The organism is Sphingobacterium haloxyli (genome assembly GCF_002980525.1).
GTDB classification, from domain to species: Bacteria; Bacteroidota; Bacteroidia; order Sphingobacteriales; family Sphingobacteriaceae; genus Sphingobacterium; species Sphingobacterium haloxyli.
On sequence record NZ_PVBQ01000012.1, the window covers coordinates 1 to 21145 of the forward strand.

The following is a 21145-nucleotide window of genomic DNA, read 5'->3' on the forward strand; positions in this document are numbered from 1 at the left end:
TGCCTATATCGGCGGTGTCTACCTCTTCCCATTCCGAACAGAGCAGTCAAGCCCGCCAGAGCCGATGGTACTGCCGTAAAAGGTGGGAGAGTAGGTCGGTGCCGATTTTTATACAAAGCCCCTTCAGCAATCTGAAGGGGCTTTTTTGTTTCACATCACTCTTTACACTCAATACTTATTCTTACCTTTGCAAGAGATGGCTACTTTACTAGATAGCGGTGTAAAACCGTATAATCATTATGGCGCATACTTAAGAGACAAGTATGACGGGCAACGAGTATTTAAGGTTATTGTGGACGGAAATTTTACTTGCCCCAACCGAGATGGTAGTAAAGGCTACGGCGGCTGTACATATTGCAATGTGGACTCTTTCACACCAGATACTGCTCGTAAAATTCCCTCAATGCGAGAGCAGGTTGAAAACGGTATTGCAAGGGCGCGAAATTCGTACGGGGCGGAAAAGTTTATTATTTACTTTCAGCCGAATACTAACACTTATGCACCTACGCATCTGCTAAAGATGATGTATGACGAAGCTTTGAGCATAGACCCGGAAAATACACTGGGTCTGTCTGTTGGGACACGTCCAGATTGTTTGGATTCCGAAAAGATTGCACTACTGGAATCTTATACGGATCGTTTTGATGTTGATCTGGAAATGGGGATGGAGTCGATTTATAATGATACATTAGAGCAGATCAATAGAGGTTGCTCCCATGACGAATTTCTATCCACCATGGGGATGCTTCAGAACACAAAATTAGATTTATGTGTTCACACAATTTTTGGTTTCCCTTGGGAGACGGAAGAGATGATGCTTCGGTATGCGCATGAAATTAATAGGCATCCTCAAATAAAATTTGTCAAATTACACCATCTCCATATTGTAGAGGGCTCTATTATGGGGGTAAAATATAAACGAGAACCTTTTAAATTATTCTCTATTGAGGAGTATACAGACTTTTTAGCAAAATTTATTCCTTTGTTGCGTCCTGATATTATCATTCAACGAATTTTTGGCATTGCTGACAGAGAGTTGTTGATCGCACCTAACTGGGGGTACCCAAAGTCAAAAATACAAACTCATATTGATAAAGGTTTAGAAAGCCGAGGAGTAAAACAGGGGAGCCGGTATATCGAAACTTTCGAATTTTAAAAAGGGCTATAAATATTATAGCCCTGGTTGTTTTTTATTTTCCTAAAATACCTTTTAAATCTGCTGGAGAATAATTAACTGATTTCAGTGTCTTGTTGTCACCCTCTCTATATACGAGAAAGAGGCCGTCGACTTCTTTATAGTAGGAATCGACACCTTTTGAAAGATAGTGAGCTTGGGTTGCCTTTGCTTCTTCTTCTGATTTGCAAGCTTTACTCATATTCGAACGTTGTACTTCTTCAAAAAGTGCATTGAATTTGTCCTTTAAGCCAAATTCCAACACAGCGCCTGATAATACATATTGAATATCGCATAGTGCATCCGCGATTTCTACAATATCTTTATTTTCAATGGCTTCTTGTAGTTCCTTTAACTCTTCTGCGATTAAAGCAACCCGGAGGTTACACCGTGCTTCGGAGGGAATAGCTGGTGTATCCAAAATCGGATGTTGGAAAGTTTTGTGAAATTCTGCTACGGAAGTCAATGTTTTAGGATCTGTCATATTCTAAAGTCAAGTTTTAAATCCAAAATTATATATGTTCTTGAATTTTATTTAATGAAATGTTTTAATTGAATGAGTTCCTTCTCCTCTAGGTATCGCCATCTCCCACGTGGCAAATCTTTTTTTGTTAGATTGGCGTAAACTACTCGGTCCAATTTAACGACTTCATAACCCAACGATTCAAAAATACGTCTCACAACTCTATTTTTTCCTGAATGAATCTGGATGCCAATTTCGTTCCGGCTTCCGCCTTGTACGAAGCTTATATCGTCGGGCTTGATAAACCCGTCTTCTAATTCAAGGCCAAATTCTATTTTATTAAAATCACCCTGTGTTAGGTTCTTACTTAACTCAACATGATATATTTTACTAATGTTGTTTCTAGGGTGGGACAGCTTCTCTGCAAGTGAGCCGTCGTTTGTGAGTAATAAAAGGCCAGTGGTGTTTCTATCTAAGCGTCCTACCGGGTAGATTCGTTCTTTTGTCGCTTTTGCTACTAGTTGCATGACGGTTCTGCGTTCCTGCGGGTCGTCGGTGGTTGTGATAAAATCTTTAGGTTTGTTCAGGAGTACATAAACCATTTTCTCCCGTTTTAACCGCTCACCGTTATATCTTACTTCGTCTTTTGCAGGATCTACTTTAGTCCCTAATTCAGTGACTACTTCCCCGTTTACCGATACGACGCCTGATTCGATCAGTTCGTCCGCTTTACGACGAGAACATATACCTGCATTAGAGATATAACGATTTAAACGGATTAGTCCGTCGTCTTTCGGCTCCGTGACAGCGATTTTTTTTCTAGGGTATGAGGGTCTAAAGCTTTCTTTATTCTTGTACTTGTCTTTATTTTCGTCGTCAAATCGATTGAACGATTTTTTTCCAGTTTTTTCAAATTTCTTAGGACCAGCGTAGCCTCTTTCATCTTTTTGAAAAGGACGGTCTGTGTTCCGCTTGATCAGTTTATCAGACTTACTGAAAGAACGACCGGAATCATCCTTTTTGTTTTTCTTTTCAAACTTGCTAAAAGGATTCGATTTTTTGTTGTCTTCTTCTTCAAATTTAGTCTTTCTAAACTCATTTGTTGAAGATGACCGTTGTGAGCGACCATTTTTTGAGCGGAAGCTTTCGGAGTTACTTCTGCTTTTTTTGGAGTTGTCGTCGCGACTGTTCCGTTTGTTATTGAATGGCATATGTATAAAATTAAGCTACAAAGGTAAGGTTTTTTATTTAGTTCAGAGAAGAAAAATTACGGTTATAGAATCTGTACTGGTGATGCATAGGATGATTTTATGCATTCTGGAGGTTTAGCGCCAGTATGTCGGAGTTTGGAAGATCGGAAAATCCTTCGTATATTTGCAGGCTGAAATTGAACCAAGCTATTTTTGATCGTTTTTAAGTATTGATCTTAATTTCGTGGATAGGTAGCAGTAAGGGATTGAATGATAAAAAAAAGAGTACTGTGTTGTAGTGTAGTTTTGTCTGTAATGATTTTGTCAAAGCTGTATTCCACACCCAATTCAACATCCAAAAAGGATCCAATACGGAAGGTCTTATTGGAACAGGTTGAGAAAAAAAAGAAAGCGATAGCCTTATCGCCGGAGAAACAAAAAGAAGCGTACTACCGCTCTGTAAGGTTTGCGAACAAGCGAGTTCCTCTACATAGACCCGCAGTAGAGAGAAAATTTGAACGGTATCTGACAAATTTCTCTTTCCGCAAGCAACAAACGTACAGCTTGCATAAAAAAGCAGAACGACATTTACCCGAAATAGCAAAGATATTGGCCTCTTACGGGATTCCAGAAGATTTTAAATATGTCCCGCTTGTGGAAAGTGACATGAATCCTCAGATAACTTCTCATAAAGGGGCGGGTGGCTATTGGCAATTTATGCCGGCTACTGCACGTCTTTACGGCTTAAAAGTTAACGGCAGTGTCGATGAGCGCAAGGACTTAATTAAATCTACGCACGCTGCAGCTCGTTATCTAAAGAGTCTATATAAAGAATTTAATGATTGGACATTGGTAGCGGCGGCGTACAACGTTGGTGGTGGCAGCTTGAAGAGCTCAATACGCCGTCAAGGTACAAGCGATTACTACAATTTAAGGTTGAATAACGAAACTGGTTCCTATGTTTACAAATTGGTTTCTATGAAGCAGGTTATAGAAAATCCACACAAGCATGGGTACAAACGCTATGGAGAAACGGCTGATAAATATCAGCATATAAATGAGCAGAATTTGCTATAAGCTTTGTGCTATGAGTAATATGTAATAAGGACTTTCCACGGTGGAAAGTCCTTTTTTTTTGAGGCATTTATAAGTGATGAACATCATTTTTTTCTCAAAGATGTATCATTACAGTGTCATATGAAAACCGCTACTTTTATCGCCAAATCAACTATTAGAGAGAATATGCAGGTAGCGCAATTTAATTATGACAACAGGATTGTCCGCGACTTCGGTATAGCGACAATTATTTGGGGCTTAGTAGGGATGTCCATCGGTCTGCTCGTAGCCACCCAATTGATTTGGCCGGAGATGAACTTTTTAAACCAATACACGACATTCGGTCGGGTACGTCCGGTACACACGAACGCGGTTGTTTTTGCGTTTGTCGGCAACGCGATTTTTATGGGGGTCTATTATTCGATGCAACGTGTTCTTAAAGCACGGATGTTTAGCGACCTGTTGAGCAGGATTCATTTTTGGGGCTGGCAATTTACAATTGTGGCTTCGGCTATTACCTTGCTGTTGGGCTATACGTCCTCGCACGAATATGCGGAAATGGAATGGCCAATTGACATCGCTATTACGTTAATCTGGGTAGTGTTCGGAATAAATATGTTTGGCACAATCGTTCGCCGCCGTGAACGCCACATGTATGTAGCAGTGTGGTTTTATATAGCAACATTTGTGACGGTTGCTGTATTGCATATTGTGAATTCTATTCAACTTCCTGTCAGTTTTTGGAAAAGTTACTATGTGTATGCTGGGGTACAGGACGCTTTGGTTCAATGGTGGTATGGTCATAACGCAGTTGCTTTTTTTCTGACAACGCCCTATTTAGGCATGATGTATTATTTCTTGCCCAAGATGGCTAATCGCCCAGTTTACTCTTATAAGCTGAGTATTCTTCATTTTTGGTCGTTAATATTTATCTATATATGGGCAGGGCCTCACCACTTGCTATATACTTCATTGCCTTCATGGGTTCAATCGTTAGGGGTCGTGTTCTCCATCATGTTGATAGCTCCAAGCTGGGGCGGTATGATTAATGGACTGCTAACGTTGCGCGGCGCCTGGGATAAAGTGCGTACGGAGCCCATGTTGAAATTTATGGTTGTCGCATTGACAGCTTACGGTATGGCAACCTTTGAAGGTCCGTTGTTATCGTTGAAACAGGTTAATGCGATTGCGCACTTTACAGACTGGATTGTCGCCCATGTACACGTAGGTGCATTAGGTTGGAATGGCTTCTTGACGTTTGCTGTCCTGTATTTTATTATCCCGAAAATCTATAAAACATCACTGTATTCGAAGAAACTAGCGAATGTTCACTTTTGGATCGGTACATTGGGAATTTTGTTTTATGCTATACCTATGTATTGGGCTGCCGTTGTACAGGGCTTGATGTGGAAAGAGTTTACGCCGGAAGGTGTGTTGAAATATCCGAATTTTTTGGCTACCACTTTGGAGATCATTCCGATGCATATGATGCGTGCGTTAGGTGGTGCATTATACCTAACGGGCGTTATCATTATGACGTATAACTTAATTAAAACGATGAAGGCGGGACAATTGGTTGCCAACGAAGCTGCGGAAGCACCGGCTTTGGAACCTGTGGTGACAAGAGAACCTACTCAACACCGTCGTTTGGAACGTAAGCCTGTTTTATTCATGGTATTGGCGTTGGTTGCTATCCTTATTGGTGGTATTGTGGAAATGATTCCGACGTTTACGATTAGTAGTAATGTGCCTAAAATTGCTTCGGTTCAACCTTATACCGCACTTGAGCTTCAGGGGCGCGATTTATATATCCGGGAAGGCTGTGTCAACTGTCACTCGCAAACCGTAAGGCCTTTCCGTTCGGAAACTGCCCGTTATGGCGAGTACAGCAAGGCAGGAGAGTTCGTTTACGATATGCCGTTCCTATGGGGTTCCAAACGTACCGGCCCGGATTTACATCGTATTGGGGGGAAATATCCGAATAAATGGCATTTTGACCATTTGCTAGACCCCACGATTACTTCTCCGGGTAGTATTATGCCCGCTTATCCATGGCTAATAGAACAGAGATTGAACAATAATCTTTTGGATAAAAAGATGAATGCTATGCGTGTGTTAGGTGTACCTTATTCACAAGAGGAAATCCAAAATGCATTAACAGATTTGCAAAAGCAGGCAGATCAGATCACCGCAGATTTAGCGGCAAACCAGATGGAAGTTCGGTCTGATAGTGAGATTATTGCTATGATCGCTTATCTACAACGTTTAGGAAAAGATATTAAGGCTGAAGTACCGGAAACGGGTGATGAGATTGTATTATCAGATAATTAAAAGGAGGACTTATGTTTAAGCAAATAACAAATTTAAATGGAGATGAGATTTATCTAATCGCATCATTATGGGTCTTTCTATTATTTTTTGTACTCGTAGCCTGTATGCTATTTTGGATGACAAAAGATCATATCGACCACATGAAAGATATTCCTTTCGACGATGGAGAGTCGGAAAAGGGGAGTGACCAATCATTACAGAAGTAGAGATTTATGAATACACTATTATTAACAATTGAAACCATGACGGATGCATCCGATTGGAGCTTCGCGTCAGGAAATATTTACAACGATATACTTATTGTCGCCCTAATCATCGTCATGATAGCCCTCTTAGTGTCAGCATTGACAGTGGATAAGGCAATGAAATCTGTTATTAACTTGACGATGCCACATTTGGCAGCCGAGCAACGGGCGGAAAAGGCTAATAAGGTAGATTGGCAGGCTCTCTGGGCTAAGTTGTTGAGCTTGAGACCACTCGAAGAGGAGAAAGATTTGGAAATTGACCATGAGTATGATGGTATCAAGGAATTGGATAACCCTGTGCCGGCGTGGTTTAACGCTTTGTTCTATTCTACAATTACTTTTGGGATCGTTTATCTTCTTGTATATCATGTTTTCGGATGGGGACCTGATCAAGATCAAGAGTATCAACGAGAAATGGCATTGGCGGAAAAGGCGAAGCAAGAATTTTTAGCGCAATCAGCGAATCTAGTCGATGAAAGTACGATAGCGGTAGATACTACCGGTACTTTGGCAGCTTCGGGAAAGGGTATTTATGCGGCGAACTGCGCTGTTTGTCATGGAAACGCAGGTGAGGGAGGCATTGGTCCGAATCTGACGGATGATTACTGGCTACATGGAGCTGACATTAAAGATGTCTTCGCCGTCGTGAAATATGGCGTTCCAGAGAAAGGGATGGTGCCTTGGGAGCAAACACTGACGCCGGGACAAATAGCGGAAGTAAGTAATTATATTATCACATTGGCTGGCACGAACCCACCGAATCCAAAAGAACCGCAAGGAGAAAAGGTGTCATCGAAAACCAATGAAGTAACGTCTGAGATTTCTGCAGAGCAGGCGGCTGTGGAAAACGAGGCATAGTAAAAACCATTCATGGGAACACTAACAGATGAAAATAGCGACTTTACGAAAGTAAGGAAAGAAAAGCGCCAATGGATTTACGCGAAAAAACCTGCTGGTAAATTGTACAACTACCGACAATGGGTAGGCTATTCATTGCTACTGTTTCTTTTTGCCGCTCCATTTATTAAAGTTAATGGAAATCCGTTTTTAATCTTCAATATCATTGAACGGAAATTCTCGATTTTCGGCTCTGTATTCTACCCGCAAGATTTGCATATTTTCGTTTTCGGTATGCTGATTATGATGGTGGGCATCGTTCTTTTTACGGCGGTTTACGGTAGAGTCTGGTGTGGGTGGACGTGCCCACAGACTATTTTCATGGAATTGATATTCAGACGTATTGAGTATTTTATCGAAGGAGACTGGATACTACAACGGAAATTAAACGAGGGACCCGATTCAGATATTCGGGCTTGGAAAAAGATATTGAAACATGCGATTTTCTTTGCTATATCATTTTTCATATCGAATATCTTTTTAGCCTATATTATTGGTGTCGACGCGCTATATAAAATTATGGCGGACCCTGTGGATCAACATATCGTGGGCTTTGCGTCTATAATGGTATTTACCGTTGCTTTTTACGGCGTATTTGCTCATTTGCGTGAAATTGTCTGTACGACGTTGTGCCCTTATGGTAGGCTCCAAGGCGTATTGCTGGATGAGAAAAGTCTAACGGTGGCCTATGACGTGAATCGCGGCGAGCCGAGAGGAAAGTTAAAAAAACAGGTGACGGAACAGCAAGGTGATTGTGTCGATTGCAAGCTTTGTGTACACGTATGCCCGACAGGCATCGATATTCGTAATGGTACGCAATTGGAATGCGTGAATTGTACAGCTTGTATCGATGCGTGTGATGTTGTTATGGACAAAATTGGAAAACCCAAGCGTCTTATCGGCTTTTATTCGATGGACGATTTATCCGGGGAGGGAAAGGTAGTTGAGAAAAGCAACACGCGTGCTATAGCCTATTCTGCTATATTGGTTGTATTGACAATCTTGTTTGCCTTCCTGCTATTTAATCGTTCGAAGATAGATGCGCGTTTATTGCGTGCGACCGGAAGTTCCTATCAACTTCGGGAAGATGGACTGGTGAGCAACTTGTATACCCTAGAACTTCTGAACAAATCCGGAAGCGATATCCAGTTTAAGATTGAGTGTGCTGATGATAGAATCGGCGTGCAGATGGTCAATAATATTTATGACTTAAAAAAAGAAGGGAGTGCAACACTGAGCTTCTTTCTGTTGATAGACAAGAGCGACATAGGGCAATATAAACAGCATGTAAAGGTGAATATTGTTTCTAACGGGGAGATAGTGGAGACGCTAAAGACGACCTTTATAGCTCCTCCAACTAAAAAACAGAGATAAACATGAATTGGGGATTAAAGATTGTATTCGTATTAGGGACTTTCATCATATTTATTTTAGGTGTAGGAATATATATGGTGACCGAGAATACAGATACGCTGGAAGATGAAGACTACTATGAAAGGAGTTTGTTTTATGATGAGGTTTATCAACGTAAGCAGAATTTGCTAGCAGACAAAGCCCGTCCAACGGTGCGTGTTGAAAATGATACATTGCATCTTACCTTTAGTAAATCACCTAGTCGAGGTGTTCTTATCTTTAAACGACCATCCGATAGTAGGCTGGATACATCATTGCCATTCGTATCGAAAAACCCGTATTACAGATTGCCCGTGGACAGCTTTATCAAAGGAAGTTGGCGACTGGAAATTTCCTGGGAACAGGACGGAACGCCTTATACTTCTGATCATAATCTATACTTTTAATATGACTTATCACTATTTTGCGTTTTTTATGGGGCTTTTTAGTAGTGTTCATTGTGCCATTATGTGTGGTCCATTGTTGATCGCTATAAACGGCCGGACGAAGCTATCGTGGAACGTGGTTTTCAATCGGGTGCTTTATCAGTCTGGGCGGATACTGAGCTACGGTGTGATGGGGCTTTTTTTGGGGATACTGGGGAGTATGGCTGTTGTACAAGGATGGCAAAGAGGATGGAGTATAACCGTGGGAATTGTGCTGTTGGTAATCGGTATGTTTTACCTCTTTGGAAAAAATACCCAAGCGTTAACCCGTTTTCAAACAAAGGCTGTTCAGCCGTTTGCGAAGTATATGGGAAGATGGCTATGCAGACCTGGAGGTTCTCTTGTGGCGGGAATGTTAAATGGTATTTTGCCATGTGGCATAGTATATATAGCACTGGCGTCAGCTATGAATGCGGATTCTCTTAGGAACAGTTTTCTTTTTATGGTTCTTTTCGGCTTGGGAACATTGCCTTTGCTCTTTGTCTTCTCTTTTATAGGAAACTTTTCCAAACCCATTTTTAGACGTGGGTTTAATCGCGTATTGCCGTTTATTTATTTAGTTATGGGCATCTGGTTCCTGTTGAGAGGAGCGAACTTAGATATTCCTTACCTAAGTCCGCTATTGTATGTGGATGGCGCCGTCAATTGTATTTAATCAATATCGAGTTCCACGAGAGACGTCCCTTCGATCATTCCGCTGTCGTTTCCTGCCATCCGCCGCCAAGCGCTCTATATAAATCCACATAAGCTTCTAGCTGTCTCTGCCTGATGTCAACCAATGCAAGTTCACTGGAGAGGGCATTGCTTTGGGCGGTGATTACTTCGAGATAAGTTGCATAATCACTCATAAACAAAAGCGAAGCATTTCTAACGGCTAGTTCGGAATTTTCCACTCTTCTTCTTGCCAGTGCAATTTGCTCTTTCTGCTTTTCCACCGTAATGACGGCGTTGGATACTTCGTGCACAGCTTCCATGACCGTTTTTTGTAGTTCCAGTTCTGTCATTTCGCGTTCGATCTTTGCAACTTCCCAGGCGTTTTTTAATCGTCCGTTTCGAAAGACGGGTGCAGTTATTCCGCCAGCGATACCACCTAAGAGGGCTCCTGGAATGTTAAACCAGTTTTTTGGCAGCATCGCATTCACGCCAAATACGCCGCTGAGCGAAAGCTGAGGATAGCGCATAATCTGTTGTATATTCATTTCGGCGTTAGCAGCAACGAGTGCATATTCTGCCCGTTTAATGTCGGGCCGGTTCCTGACAATCTCCAGAGGGGCACCTAAGGTGATGCTGTTTTCAGTATTCATCAGGCTGTCTATTTTAAAACCGCGGCTTACGACATTTGGCATCTCGCCTATTAAGACATTTAGTGCGTTTTCTTGCAGCGCAATTTCTTTCTCCAACTCGGGAATCAGTGAAGCAGCGATCAGTCGCTGTGATTCTGTTTGTTGAATGGCTAATGCAGTTATCTCTCCAGCATCATATTGCAATCGGATCATGCGTAGCGTACTGTCGTTAAGTTGTAGGTTACGTTTGGCAACTTCAATTTGAGCGTCTAGCATGATAAGGTTAAAGTACCCTTTGGCAACGTCCGCAACCAGACGGGTTTGAATAGCATTTTTTGCCTCATAAGAATCCAAAAAATCTGATTTTAGAATGTCTTGCTGATGGGCGATTCTGCCCCATATATCGAGCTCCCAACTAAATTCTAATCCCGTTGCAAATTGCGATTGGTAGTTGAAAAAATTGTCCGGTGCTTCTTTATCGCCATACCATCTCGACGAGGGATTTCCGTAAAAATCCCTCGATCGATACTGTCTATTTACGGTAGCAATATTGCCATCAATGGAAGGAAGATATTCCAGTTTGTTCTGTTTTAGATTACGATTGGCGATTTCGATATTCTTCAACGCTGTTCGCATATCGTAGTTGTTTACGAGCGCTGTATCAATAAGGGCGATGAGTTGCGGATCATTGAAAAACGCGCGCCAAGAAACCTGTGCAAAGGCAATCGTATCCTGTTGATACGTGAGCGTATCTCCTCGAAAACTCTCGGGCAGATTTAGTTCGGGTTGGACATAACGCTTACCGACTTTGCATGCGGATACGCTGACCAATACTGCCGTAATATATACCAGTCGTTTCAGTGTCATAGTATTCATACGTTATTCGTCAGAAGATTTAAGTTTCTCCCTTACTTTTTCATCTAGTGTTTTAAAGACCATAAATAAGACAGGGATAATAAATATACCAAATATTACACCGGAGAGCATGCCTCCTGCAGCACTGAAGCTGATCGAGTGGTTTCCGATAGCGGAAGGGCCAACGGTCCACATTAAAGGGACTAATCCAGCGACAAAAGCAAGGGACGTCATCAAGATAGGACGTAGGCGTAATTTCGCGCCCATAACGGCTGCATCATAAATACTCATGCCTTTGTTGCGCTGTTGTATAGCAAACTCAACAATAAGAATCGCATTTTTTGCCAACAAACCAATCAACATAATTAGTCCTACCTGTACATAAATGTTGTTTTGCAACCCCACTATCCAGATGGTGGAGAATACACCAATTAATCCGACGGGAACGGAGAGTAAGACTGCCCATGGAAGAATATAGCTCTCGTATTGGGCCGCTAAAAGAAAGTATATAAAGATGAATGAAAGCCCAAAAATAAGGATGGTTTGTGAGCCTGCTTGACTTTCTTCATAGGCCATTCCTGTCCATTCATAACCATAGTTGGCGGGTAGTTCGGCAGCGGCAAGCTGCTCGATAGCTGCCATGGCATCGCCTGTACTGTATCCGGCACCGGGTGTAGCGTTCACGGTGATCGAGTTATACAGGTTGTAACGCGAAACAGATTCGGGGCCGATAACTTTATTTAGTGTCATCAGTGTTCCTACAGGTACCATTCCGCCGTCCTTGTTTCGGACGAAAATTGAGTTGAGTGATTCTGGGTCAGTTCGGAAATCAAAATCAGCTTGCATATATACACGATATGTTCTGCCGAAACGGTTAAAATCTCCACCGTTCACACGGGCGAAGTATAACCGGATGGTGGCCATCATTTCGCGAATGTCGACACCGAGACTTTTTGCTTTGACCACATCGATATCAGCTTCAAACTGCGGAAAATTAGATTTAAATGTTGTGTATGCGTTGCCCACTTCCGGAAGCTCGTTAATCTGCTGAATAAACGTATCTGCAACAAGATCGAAATCGCGGATATCGCCGCCCAAACGATCTTGTAGTACCAGTTCCAATCCTGCAAATTCTCCAAACCCTTGTACAGTTGGCCGTGGGAATACGGTGAATGTAGCTTCGTCGATTTCCGACAGGTCATGTCGAATAGTATCCATAAACGCATTTATGGATTTGATGTCTGTACGCTCCTTATGGGATTTGAGGTTAATATAACCAGCAGCAAATGCGGGACTTACTCCTCCGTCTAGGGCGTTGAAGCCCGATACAGTTGTCATCCCTGCGATATCTTCCCGCTTCTTTAAAATACTATCGGCCTTGCGCAATACGGCCGTAGTTCTGGATAACGAAGCCCCCGGTGGCATGGCCAATGAGTAGGTTACAAAACTATCGTCTTCTGTAGGTATAAAACTTCTTGGCGTATTCATCAGGAACACGGTGCCAATTAGTGTGATGATGGCTAGCCCTAAAAAGGCAACCTTCTTATGGTTCAATAAATACTTTACACCAGAAAGATACTTGGTGGTAAATCGATCAAAAGTAGTATTAAAAGCAGTGAAGAACCTGGTTTTATATTTCTGAAAAGTATTCAGTTTTCGCTCTTCCTCTATTTGTTGAGGATGCACGGGTTTGAGCAATAGTGCGCAAAGAGCAGGGGAGAGGGTTAAAGCATTCACCGCGGATATCAATATCGCTGTTGCGAGTGTATAGGCAAACTGTTGATAGAAAATACCGGCCGGCCCCTTCATAAAACCCACTGGAAGGAATACGGCGGCCATGACCATTGTAATGGATAGGATAGCGCTCGTAATCTCGGACATGGTCTGTATAGTGGCTTCTTTAGCTTTTAAACCTGTCTCATGCATTTTCTGATGTACAGCCTCAACGACAACAATGGCATCGTCGACCACGATCCCGATAGCGAGAACGAGTGCGAACATGGTGAGTACATTCAAAGAGAAGCCGAAAAGGCTTAGAAAGAAAAACGTACCCACAAGTGACACGGGGATAGCAATAGCGGGTATCAATGTGGAACGGAAATCTTGTAAGAAAATGAACACGATAATAAATACCAAAATAAAAGCCTCAAAAAGCGTATGCTTTACTTGGTTGATTGACTCGTCAATTTGATCCCGCACACTATAGGATATTTCATAATGCATCCCTTTTGGGAAGGCGACCGATATTTCCTCTAGTACTTTGCGTACCTCTTGATCGATGGCATGTGCATTGGAACCACTGGTTTGTGTTATGTTGAGGGTCAAGCCCGGATAGCCATTCACTTTGTTATCACTGTTTAAGTTTGTGGCCCCGAACTCTATACGTGCAATGTCCTTCAGGTATAAAACAGAACCATCGACATTGGTTTTTATAACCATATTCTCAAACTCTTCCGGTTGTGAAAAGCGTCCTTTATGCCGAATGACGGTTTCGAAAACTTCATCGGTAGCCTCTCCAAACTTACCAGGCGCCATCTCAAAATTCTGGTCACTTAAAGCTTTTGTGACATCTTGAGGTACTAAACTGTACAATGCAAGTTTTTCAGGATTCAGCCAGACACGCATCGAGTAATCTCGCGCACCGATCCTCGCCACTTGCGCTACGCCGTCTACCCGTAAAAGGGGACGAATCATATTGATTTGCGCATAGGCCTGCAAAAAAGTTTCATCGTAAATGGAATCTTTATGATCAGAGTAGAGATTTATTGTCATTATAGCACCACTCTGTCTCGGCTGCACAATTATTCCGTTTTCGTTGACCTCTGTAGGAATAGTGGAGATAGCTCTGGAAATACGGGTCTGTACGTTGACCGACGCAATGTCGGGATTCGTACCTGTTTTGAAGAATACTTGGATACTGCCCGAGCCCGAGTTGGTTGCCGTCGATCGGATGTATGTCATATCTTCGACCCCATTTATTGCTTCTTCAACGGGCAACAATACACTCTCTGCCACTGTTTCGGAGTTTGCTCCCGGGTAGCTTAGGGATACCACTACGCTGGGAGGGGCGATCTCAGGAAATCTACTGACAGGAAGTATCACCATTCCTACCAAGCCTAAAATCACCAAAATAAGAGACACTACGGTGGCTAACACCGGTCTATTTATGAATGTTTTTAACATTTGAACGTTACTTTAAAAATCAATCTGTTAAGGAGGTGGATGCTGAGAACATTCACAATTATTGTGAGATAGGTGTTACCACAGAGCCGTCCGTGATTTTATCGATTCCGGAAAGCAGTACCCGATCTCCAATGTTTAAACCAGAGACAATATAATTATCTTTACTGGTGCCCTCTACTTTAATTGAACGACGCTCCACTCGGTTGTTATCATCTAAGGTATACACAAATGTTCGATCCTGTAACGAACTAGTTGCGACTTGCGGAATTTGGATTACGCCTTTTTTAGTCTCTGAAATTTTTAGTGTACCTGTGCTACCGTTTCTTAAGATATTATCTTCGTTTGGAAAGGATGCTCTCAAAGAGATTGCTCCTGTTGTTCTATCGACTTGGCCGTCGATAGCGTCTACGATACCTTTTTCATCGTAGGTTTCACCATCTGCAAGTATTAAGGTGGCGTCAGGAAATACTAATCTATGCTTGCTGCTTTTGATACCTAAAATACTATCCTCCCGCGCCTTTAGTTTTGAAAAATATAAGAAGTCTGACTCATTCACCGAAAAGTAAACATATACTTCCTGCACATCGGACAACACGGTCATTGGCTCACTGTCACCTTTCGTTACAAGGTTTCCGATTCTCTTCGGAATCCGACCGATATAGCCACTAACAGGTGCTTTCAAAATAGTAAACTCTTTGCTGATTTCTGCATTTCGCACTTCGGCAGCTGCTTGGTCGAGCGACGCTTTCGCCACGTCGTAATCCGACATTACTTTCCGGAGCCTGACCTCCGATATGACATCGTTGTCTACCAACGGTTTCAGACGTTCTACCTCTAATTTCGCGTTTTCCAACCTTGCTTTGGCGACATTCTGATTGGCAACGGCGTTGTTGAGTCCTTCCTGATATACGGAAGCATCTATCTTAAACAAATTTTGTCCTTTCTCTACGTATTGCCCTTCGTCTACGTATATCTGTTGCAAAATACCTTCTACTTGTGGACGGATTTCTACGTTCACTTTGCCCTCAATTGTTCCAAGATAATTTTTCACGGTAACTGCACTACTAGTGTCCACCGTGTGTACAGGCAACGCGATCGGTTTATTTGTTGTTTCTTCCGATTTTCCGGTATTACAATTTGAAAAAAATGCTGTAGTAGCCACAGCCATCAACGTGTATGCGATTTGTTTTAACTTTGAATTTCTGTTGCTCATCTTTAACATTATATCTTACTATAACCTATGTATTGTTTGTAACGGTTTAGTTACAAGGTGTGCAATTATAACGCTTTTTATATTAAATAGTTGTTCGTTTAACAATTCTTAACGTAAACTAATTGTTCGTTTAATTCACATAAAAGCACTATTTTTATTGGACGTTGGTCAATATATGGAATTTACACAAGAATTGCTCCATTTTTTAAAACAATGGTATTGGATACCTATTGTTTTTTTGTATTTGGGCGTGCTCAGCACTATTTTAATTGAGAACAGAAATCCCACAAAAACTTTATCGTGGATTCTGGTCATTATTTTTTTACCCGTTATCGGCCTGTTAATTTATTATTTTTTCGGACAGAAATTTAATAAGGTTAGACGTATGAAACGCGTGAATGATGCACAAATGATGCGTTTGGAGAGGGAATGGGAACGTTTGGAACCTTATATGGAACGGAATATTGCCCGTATTAACGAGCGGATAGGTACGCTTTCCAGGGTGTTTACTTTTTTAAAAAACGAACGTGTTTCGTCACCGACAACAGGAAACAGTGTGAAATTGCTCATTAACGGCGAAGAGAAGTTTCCCGACTTTCTGAAAGCCTTACAGAGTGCACGTCATTCGATTCACTTAGAATACTATATTTTCGAAATGGGTACGATTGGGGGGGAGGTCCTGCATATTTTGGAGAAAAAGGCTAAAGAAGGTGTTTTCGTGCGTGTCCTTGTGGACAGTATCGGCTCGCCGGCTTTCATAAAATATCTGGCAAAGAGAAAGGACTGGGGGTTTGAATTTAGAGGTTTCCTGCCGGTGACTTTTACCTCATTGGGAAGTAGCAATTATCGTAACCACCGTAAGATAGCTATCATTGATGGGAAGATAGGATACATAGGAGGGATCAACATCTCGGATAGATATATCAATACTCCGGCAACTAATAATCCTATTTTTTGGCGTGATACATCTTTAAAGATAGAAGGGCCTGCCGTTAACATGCTCCAGATTGGCTTTTGGAATTCGTGGAATTTAGCGGACGGCACACCTTTTCAACTGAGTGAGGGATATCTGCTCCACCAGATGCCGGGCATGGAAAGAACAGGAAGAGCAGCAGTTTCCTTTGTTGAAAGTGATCCTGGATCGCTGGGCCCTTTTAATATGGAGGCTATTCTCGTGGGATTGGGAGAGGCAGACAAAAAAATTCAGCTTGTGACACCGTACTATGTCCCGAGTGATGAATTGTCAACCGCGTTAAAGGTGGCCGCGGCTTCGGGATTGGAAGTTGAATTGATGTTGCCAGAGAAATCAGACTCTTATATCGTGCAACACGCTAGCCTCTCATTTATTAAGCCGCTGTTGGAACGAGGCGTAAAGGTCTATTTTTATAAGAAAGGCTTTATCCACGCAAAGACAATCAATATCGACGGAAAGCTATCTTACATAGGTACAGTCAATTTAGATACACGTAGTTTTTATATCAATTACGAAATAGCAGCAGTGGTATCTGATGATACTGTTTGCAGGCAATTGGAAGAGCAGTTTGAACGCGATAAAGAAGATTGTGAACTGATGACCTTGGCCGAATGGAAAAAACGGAATGTATGGAAACGAGGCCTTGATTCTGTATGTCGCTTGCTTGCTCCGCTATTATAAGGTGTTAAACCTAGGTAGAAAATAAGCGATTTCACAAAAAAATGGATATATTTATCTCCGCGAAAAAACTGTATATTTAATGAAGAAGCTTTTTATTTTCTTATTTGTTATCTTTCTCACCTCCGGATCAAGAAGTGGTTTGGCTCAGGAATTACCCGCTATACCTATCAATACGGTGGTAGAACGGGTTCAAAAATATTTTGGAGTCTACCCGATCGAAAAGGTGCATTTACATTTTGACAAACCATACTATGCTGTAGGGGACACTTTGTGGTTCAAAACCTATCTGCAGCATAATTTATTTGAATATAGTCCCAGTAAGATTGTTTATGTAGAAATGTTAACGAGTAAGGACTCATTAATACAAACTTTGCGCATACCACTTGAGGACAATAGTGGAAAGGGACAGTTAGTACTGGATCCACAGTTCATCGATCAAGATAATTATCGGTTTCGGGCCTACACGAAATGGATGGCGAATTTTGACAATGCCTATTTCTATAATAAGATTGTGCCCGTTGGTGACGCTATTAATAAAAAGCTGGGAGCTGAAATTACGTATGTGCCTGATGGCGACAATAAGACAAAAGCCACGATACAGTTCAGGAATAGAGAAGGTAACTTGTTGGGTAGGCGAAAGCTCACGTGGGAGGCCATTGACGGTTGGGATCCGTTTAGCAAGGGCAAGGGTGAGACAGACGACATGGGACGTGTAACTATTAATCTTACTATAAAGGAAAAATCGTATCTAAAAAACGGAAGGCTTAATGTGAAGATTGAGGGGGACAAAGTGGCCCCTGATCTGATGGGTAGCTATTCTTTGCAAAACGCCCTGTGGGATGCGGATGTCCAATTTTTTCCGGAGGGTGGCGATCTCCTCGCTGGAATTCCTAAAAAATTAGCATTCAAAGCCGTTAGTTCTACAGGCAAGGGTTTAAAAATACAAGGTAAGATTCTCGATAGTAAGAAGAAAGAGGTCGCAACCTTCAATGACGTCATATTCGGTATGGGAGCGATTGACTTCACGCCTGTTGCGGGGGAAAATTATAAAGCGACAGTATCTTTCGAGAACGGAGAACAAAGGACTTTTGATCTTCCCGAAGTCAAAGCGGAAGGAATTAACGTCGTTTTGCACAGCGAAGATGATGCTTCACTGCAGATGGGGCTGGTTGCGAATGACGCCTTTTATGAAAAAAATGCAAATCAGCCGTTTTACGTATTAGGGCAATCGAACGGCCATTTGGTATACGCTGCACAGGCGACATTGAAAAACTCTTCAATCTTAATTAATATCCCGAAGGATAAACTTCCAAATGGTATTGTGCAACTGTCTATAATGCAGCCTGGCGGAAAATTGCTGAGTGAAAGGTTGGTGTTTAACCAATCTCAACCGTTATTGGACATCGGTGTCAAAACAGATAAAACGACGTACGCAAAGAAGGAAGGGGTAAAGCTAGCTCTTCGTGTTCCCATTACGGACTCACTGAAAAGCAATTATTCGGTCGCGGTGATTGATGAAGCGAAGGTGCCCCATAACGATGATCAAGAGTTAGGGATTCTGAGTAATTACTTGTTAACATCGGATCTTCAGGGGTATGTCGAGCAACCGAATTATTATTTTAATGAAAAAAATGAAAATAGAAAGGAAGCTCTAAATGCGTTGTTAATGACACAAGGATTCAGAAGATTTTCGTACGATGACTTAATCGCAGAAAAGCTACCCCAAGTTCAATTTATGCCTGAGCAGGGGATTACACTTTCGGGGATATTACGATTGAATACCGGACGTCCTCAACCTAACGGAGGACTTCTATTATCGATTCCGTCAAGAAGCATACGGAAGGATACTTACACAGATAATCAAGGGAGATTCGCTTTCGAAAATTTAGTATTCCCTGATTCGTCTAAAGTGACCATAAATGCTCGGGGCAATGATAATTTTAGAAACTTAGTTATCAATATGGACCAGACCTTTTTTCCGGGCATAGACCGAGGAAACCCTTATGCGAGTGACAACGTGCAAAATATTGATCAAGAAATGAAAGCTTACTTGAATAATAGTAAGAACGAATACCGAACCTCTATTTTGATAGATGAAGTCGAGGTCACGGGTGTCCAACGGAAGATGGTAACCAGTAAGGAGTTTTCATCCCTATCCGGACTTTCGATGCCAGAACATCGCGTCGAAGGGGAACGCCTTTCGGGTTGTAATGTGCTGACGATGTGCTTAACAACGATGTTAACTGGAATTACATATGATAACCAGACGTTGAAATATTATATTACTCGGAATTATAATCAGGGGAGCCGAATACCCGTTCAGTTCTTTATGGACGGTATGCCCATTGACGAACAAGCTCTAAATTCTATCATTCCGTCAGACATTGAAGCGATCGAAATTTTCTTACGGGATGAATTGGGAACTGTAAGCCGTACCTACCAGAACGACGGGGTTGTTTCAATTATGACGAAGAAAAAAGAGCAAAGTAAACAGCCGCGGATGTCGCTTTCAGAAATTGAAAGTATGTTGCCAAAAACAAACGTCATCGACATGATGCCACTTGGCTATGTCAAAGAAAGGCAGTTTTATTCGCCAAAATATGATACACCTGATAGTAAAAATACGAACGATTACCGGACGACTATTTATTGGAACCCGGACGTGGTTTTGGATAGCGAAGGTAATGCTACGCTAGATTTCTACAATGGTGATGGCAACGGCAGGTATAAAGTTGTTGTAGAAGGTCAAAATGAAGCTGGTACTGCGGGACGAACGGTCTATTATTACAATGTGAAATAATAGCTCGCTATCGATAATACGAAAACCTAACAGGCAACGGAGTATTCCGTTGCCTGTTATGCTATAATGACTTGTATTCCCGCTTCTTCTAATGCATTGACATATTCTTTCGGAACTTTATTATCTGTGATGACGTAATCCACGTCTTCGATATTGCAAATTTTTCCTATTCCGCGCTTTCCAAATTTTGTGCTGTCGGCCACAATGACTACAATCTGTGACGTATTGATCATTTTTTGATTAATATTTGCCTCTGTGAGGTTACTTATAGAAAAACCGAAATTCAGATCGATACCATCTACTCCGATGAAGATCAGCGCGCTTGATAATGACTCTAGTATATATTCTGCATAGGAACCCGCGACGGATGAGGAATTTTTACGGATGACACCGCCAAGTTGTAATACCTCGATATTAGGGCGATCACATAGCTCTAAACTAACCTTTATGGCTGGTGTTATAACGGTTAAAGGCGTTGTGGGGTGAAGATGTTGCGTTATGCTATAAGCTGTTGTTCCTGAGCCAATAATGATGGAGTCATTTGAGCCAATAAGTTTAACGGCAGCGCGCGCTATGTTGTTTTTCTGCTCTGCGTTGATCGTAGCTTTCTCTTGAATAGGTCTGTCACTTGAGTATGGATTGTGGACGGATGCACCACCCCTGGTAATATAAAGCAATCCCTTCTCTTCTAAGACTTTTAAATCTTTACGAATGGTTACTCCTGACACATCGGTGAGTTCCGTTAATTCATTAATGGTTGCACGACCGTGTGTATTAATATGATTTATGATAAAACCATGTCTGTCTGTAATATTTTTCATGTCCATCGTTGTACTCCTTTAAAAGTCGACCTTATCATCTGTGAGGCTTGTCAAGATCAAAAATAAGATTTTGTGTGTGAAATTAAATAAAATGTTAATTTTTTAATACTTTTAAGTTAAAAATCATTTTATTTTAATTTTA

The 21145-nt window shown here is 41.7% G+C and carries 16 protein-coding genes and 1 rRNA gene; 11 read left to right on the top strand and 6 right to left on the bottom strand.

What is annotated here, in order from left to right:
• Positions 1 to 107 (top strand): 5S ribosomal RNA (rrf, locus tag C5745_RS14335); the annotation flags it as partial.
• 89 nt (positions 108 to 196) lie between these two features.
• Positions 197 to 1156 carry a TIGR01212 family radical SAM protein gene (locus C5745_RS14340; protein WP_105717703.1) on the top strand — a complete coding sequence of 320 codons (960 nt, stop codon included), beginning with the start codon at positions 197 to 199 and terminating at the stop codon, positions 1154 to 1156.
• 34 nt (positions 1157 to 1190) lie between these two features.
• Here C5745_RS14340 and C5745_RS14345 read toward each other — a convergent pair whose 3' ends face one another.
• Positions 1191 to 1658 carry a pyrophosphohydrolase domain-containing protein gene (locus tag C5745_RS14345; protein WP_105717704.1) on the bottom strand — a complete coding sequence of 156 codons (468 nt, stop codon included), beginning with the start codon at positions 1656 to 1658 and terminating at the stop codon, positions 1191 to 1193.
• Positions 1659 to 1705: 47 nt separating this feature from the next.
• Positions 1706 to 2848 carry a pseudouridine synthase gene (locus C5745_RS14350; RefSeq protein WP_105717705.1) on the bottom strand — a complete coding sequence of 381 codons (1143 nt, stop codon included), beginning with the start codon at positions 2846 to 2848 and terminating at the stop codon, positions 1706 to 1708.
• Positions 2849 to 3142: 294 nt separating this feature from the next.
• Here C5745_RS14350 and C5745_RS14355 point away from each other — a divergent pair, with 294 nt between their 5' ends.
• The 7 genes from C5745_RS14355 to C5745_RS14385 all read left to right on the top strand — a co-directional run bounded on the left by C5745_RS14355 (position 3143) and on the right by C5745_RS14385 (position 9849).
• On the top strand, positions 3143 to 3904 hold the full coding sequence (locus tag C5745_RS14355; protein ID WP_243403354.1) for a lytic transglycosylase domain-containing protein: 762 nt from the start codon (positions 3143 to 3145) through the stop codon (positions 3902 to 3904).
• Positions 3905 to 4069: 165 nt separating this feature from the next.
• Positions 4070 to 6214: a cytochrome-c oxidase, cbb3-type subunit I gene (gene ccoN / locus C5745_RS14360; protein ID WP_105717796.1), complete on the top strand. Its 2145-nt coding sequence runs from the start codon at positions 4070 to 4072 to the stop codon at positions 6212 to 6214.
• An 11-nt stretch (positions 6215 to 6225) separates the two neighbouring features.
• The gene (locus C5745_RS14365) at positions 6226 to 6420 is read left to right on the top strand and encodes a hypothetical protein (protein ID WP_105717707.1); all 195 of its coding nucleotides are present in this window, start codon (positions 6226 to 6228) and stop codon (positions 6418 to 6420) included.
• A gap of 6 nt (positions 6421 to 6426) precedes the next feature.
• Positions 6427 to 7317, top strand: a complete 891-nt coding sequence (locus C5745_RS14370) for a cbb3-type cytochrome c oxidase N-terminal domain-containing protein (protein WP_243403355.1) — start codon at positions 6427 to 6429, stop codon at positions 7315 to 7317.
• A gap of 12 nt (positions 7318 to 7329) precedes the next feature.
• Positions 7330 to 8730, top strand: coding sequence for a cytochrome c oxidase accessory protein CcoG (gene ccoG, locus C5745_RS14375; protein WP_105717709.1), 1401 nt, complete (start codon positions 7330 to 7332; stop codon positions 8728 to 8730).
• A gap of 2 nt (positions 8731 to 8732) precedes the next feature.
• On the top strand, positions 8733 to 9155 hold the full coding sequence (locus C5745_RS14380; RefSeq protein WP_105717710.1) for a FixH family protein: 423 nt from the start codon (positions 8733 to 8735) through the stop codon (positions 9153 to 9155).
• Between the two features lies 1 nt (position 9156).
• The gene (locus C5745_RS14385; protein ID WP_105717711.1) at positions 9157 to 9849 is read left to right on the top strand and encodes a sulfite exporter TauE/SafE family protein; all 693 of its coding nucleotides are present in this window, start codon (positions 9157 to 9159) and stop codon (positions 9847 to 9849) included.
• 34 nt (positions 9850 to 9883) lie between these two features.
• On the opposite strand, the gene C5745_RS14390 is transcribed toward C5745_RS14385, so the two are convergent.
• The 3 genes from C5745_RS14390 to C5745_RS14400 are packed head-to-tail and all read right to left on the bottom strand — an operon-like array spanning position 9884 to position 15728.
• On the bottom strand, positions 9884 to 11353 hold the full coding sequence (locus tag C5745_RS14390; protein ID WP_105717712.1) for an efflux transporter outer membrane subunit: 1470 nt from the start codon (positions 11351 to 11353) through the stop codon (positions 9884 to 9886).
• A 3-nt stretch (positions 11354 to 11356) separates the two neighbouring features.
• Positions 11357 to 14515: an efflux RND transporter permease subunit gene (locus tag C5745_RS14395; RefSeq protein WP_105717713.1), complete on the bottom strand. Its 3159-nt coding sequence runs from the start codon at positions 14513 to 14515 to the stop codon at positions 11357 to 11359.
• 58 nt (positions 14516 to 14573) lie between these two features.
• Complete coding sequence (locus tag C5745_RS14400) at positions 14574 to 15728, bottom strand: efflux RND transporter periplasmic adaptor subunit (protein WP_105717797.1); 1155 nt, start codon at positions 15726 to 15728, stop codon at positions 14574 to 14576.
• A 175-nt stretch (positions 15729 to 15903) separates the two neighbouring features.
• Between C5745_RS14400 and cls the strand changes: the two genes are divergently transcribed.
• Positions 15904 to 17382, top strand: a complete 1479-nt coding sequence (gene cls / locus C5745_RS14405) for a cardiolipin synthase (RefSeq protein WP_105717714.1) — start codon at positions 15904 to 15906, stop codon at positions 17380 to 17382.
• Positions 17383 to 17461: 79 nt separating this feature from the next.
• Complete coding sequence (locus C5745_RS14410; RefSeq protein WP_105717715.1) at positions 17462 to 20182, top strand: carboxypeptidase-like regulatory domain-containing protein; 2721 nt, start codon at positions 17462 to 17464, stop codon at positions 20180 to 20182.
• A gap of 56 nt (positions 20183 to 20238) precedes the next feature.
• Here C5745_RS14410 and C5745_RS14415 read toward each other — a convergent pair whose 3' ends face one another.
• Positions 20239 to 21003, bottom strand: a complete 765-nt coding sequence (locus C5745_RS14415) for a DeoR/GlpR family DNA-binding transcription regulator (protein WP_105717798.1) — start codon at positions 21001 to 21003, stop codon at positions 20239 to 20241.
• Between the last annotated feature and the right edge of the window lie 142 nt (positions 21004 to 21145).

Excerpts from the sequence above, each read along its gene's own strand:
- C5745_RS14390 (WP_105717712.1), bottom strand. The coding sequence starts at position 11,353 with ATGAATACTATGACACTGAAACGACTGGTATATATTACGGCAGTATTG.
- C5745_RS14370 (WP_243403355.1), top strand. The coding sequence starts at position 6,427 with ATGAATACACTATTATTAACAATTGAAACCATGACGGATGCATCCGAT.
- C5745_RS14400 (WP_105717797.1), bottom strand. The coding sequence starts at position 15,728 with ATGAGCAACAGAAATTCAAAGTTAAAACAAATCGCATACACGTTGATG.
- C5745_RS14345 (WP_105717704.1), bottom strand. The coding sequence starts at position 1,658 with ATGACAGATCCTAAAACATTGACTTCCGTAGCAGAATTTCACAAAACT.
- C5745_RS14410 (WP_105717715.1), top strand. The coding sequence starts at position 17,462 with ATGAAGAAGCTTTTTATTTTCTTATTTGTTATCTTTCTCACCTCCGGA.
- cls (WP_105717714.1), top strand. The coding sequence starts at position 15,904 with ATGGAATTTACACAAGAATTGCTCCATTTTTTAAAACAATGGTATTGG.
- C5745_RS14380 (WP_105717710.1), top strand. The coding sequence starts at position 8,733 with ATGAATTGGGGATTAAAGATTGTATTCGTATTAGGGACTTTCATCATA.
- C5745_RS14415 (WP_105717798.1), bottom strand. The coding sequence starts at position 21,003 with ATGAAAAATATTACAGACAGACATGGTTTTATCATAAATCATATTAAT.
- C5745_RS14350 (WP_105717705.1), bottom strand. The coding sequence starts at position 2,848 with ATGCCATTCAATAACAAACGGAACAGTCGCGACGACAACTCCAAAAAA.
- ccoN (WP_105717796.1), top strand. The coding sequence starts at position 4,070 with ATGCAGGTAGCGCAATTTAATTATGACAACAGGATTGTCCGCGACTTC.
- C5745_RS14365 (WP_105717707.1), top strand. The coding sequence starts at position 6,226 with ATGTTTAAGCAAATAACAAATTTAAATGGAGATGAGATTTATCTAATC.
- C5745_RS14355 (WP_243403354.1), top strand. The coding sequence starts at position 3,143 with ATGATTTTGTCAAAGCTGTATTCCACACCCAATTCAACATCCAAAAAG.
- C5745_RS14395 (WP_105717713.1), bottom strand. The coding sequence starts at position 14,515 with ATGTTAAAAACATTCATAAATAGACCGGTGTTAGCCACCGTAGTGTCT.
- ccoG (WP_105717709.1), top strand. The coding sequence starts at position 7,330 with ATGGGAACACTAACAGATGAAAATAGCGACTTTACGAAAGTAAGGAAA.
- C5745_RS14385 (WP_105717711.1), top strand. The coding sequence starts at position 9,157 with ATGACTTATCACTATTTTGCGTTTTTTATGGGGCTTTTTAGTAGTGTT.
- C5745_RS14340 (WP_105717703.1), top strand. The coding sequence starts at position 197 with ATGGCTACTTTACTAGATAGCGGTGTAAAACCGTATAATCATTATGGC.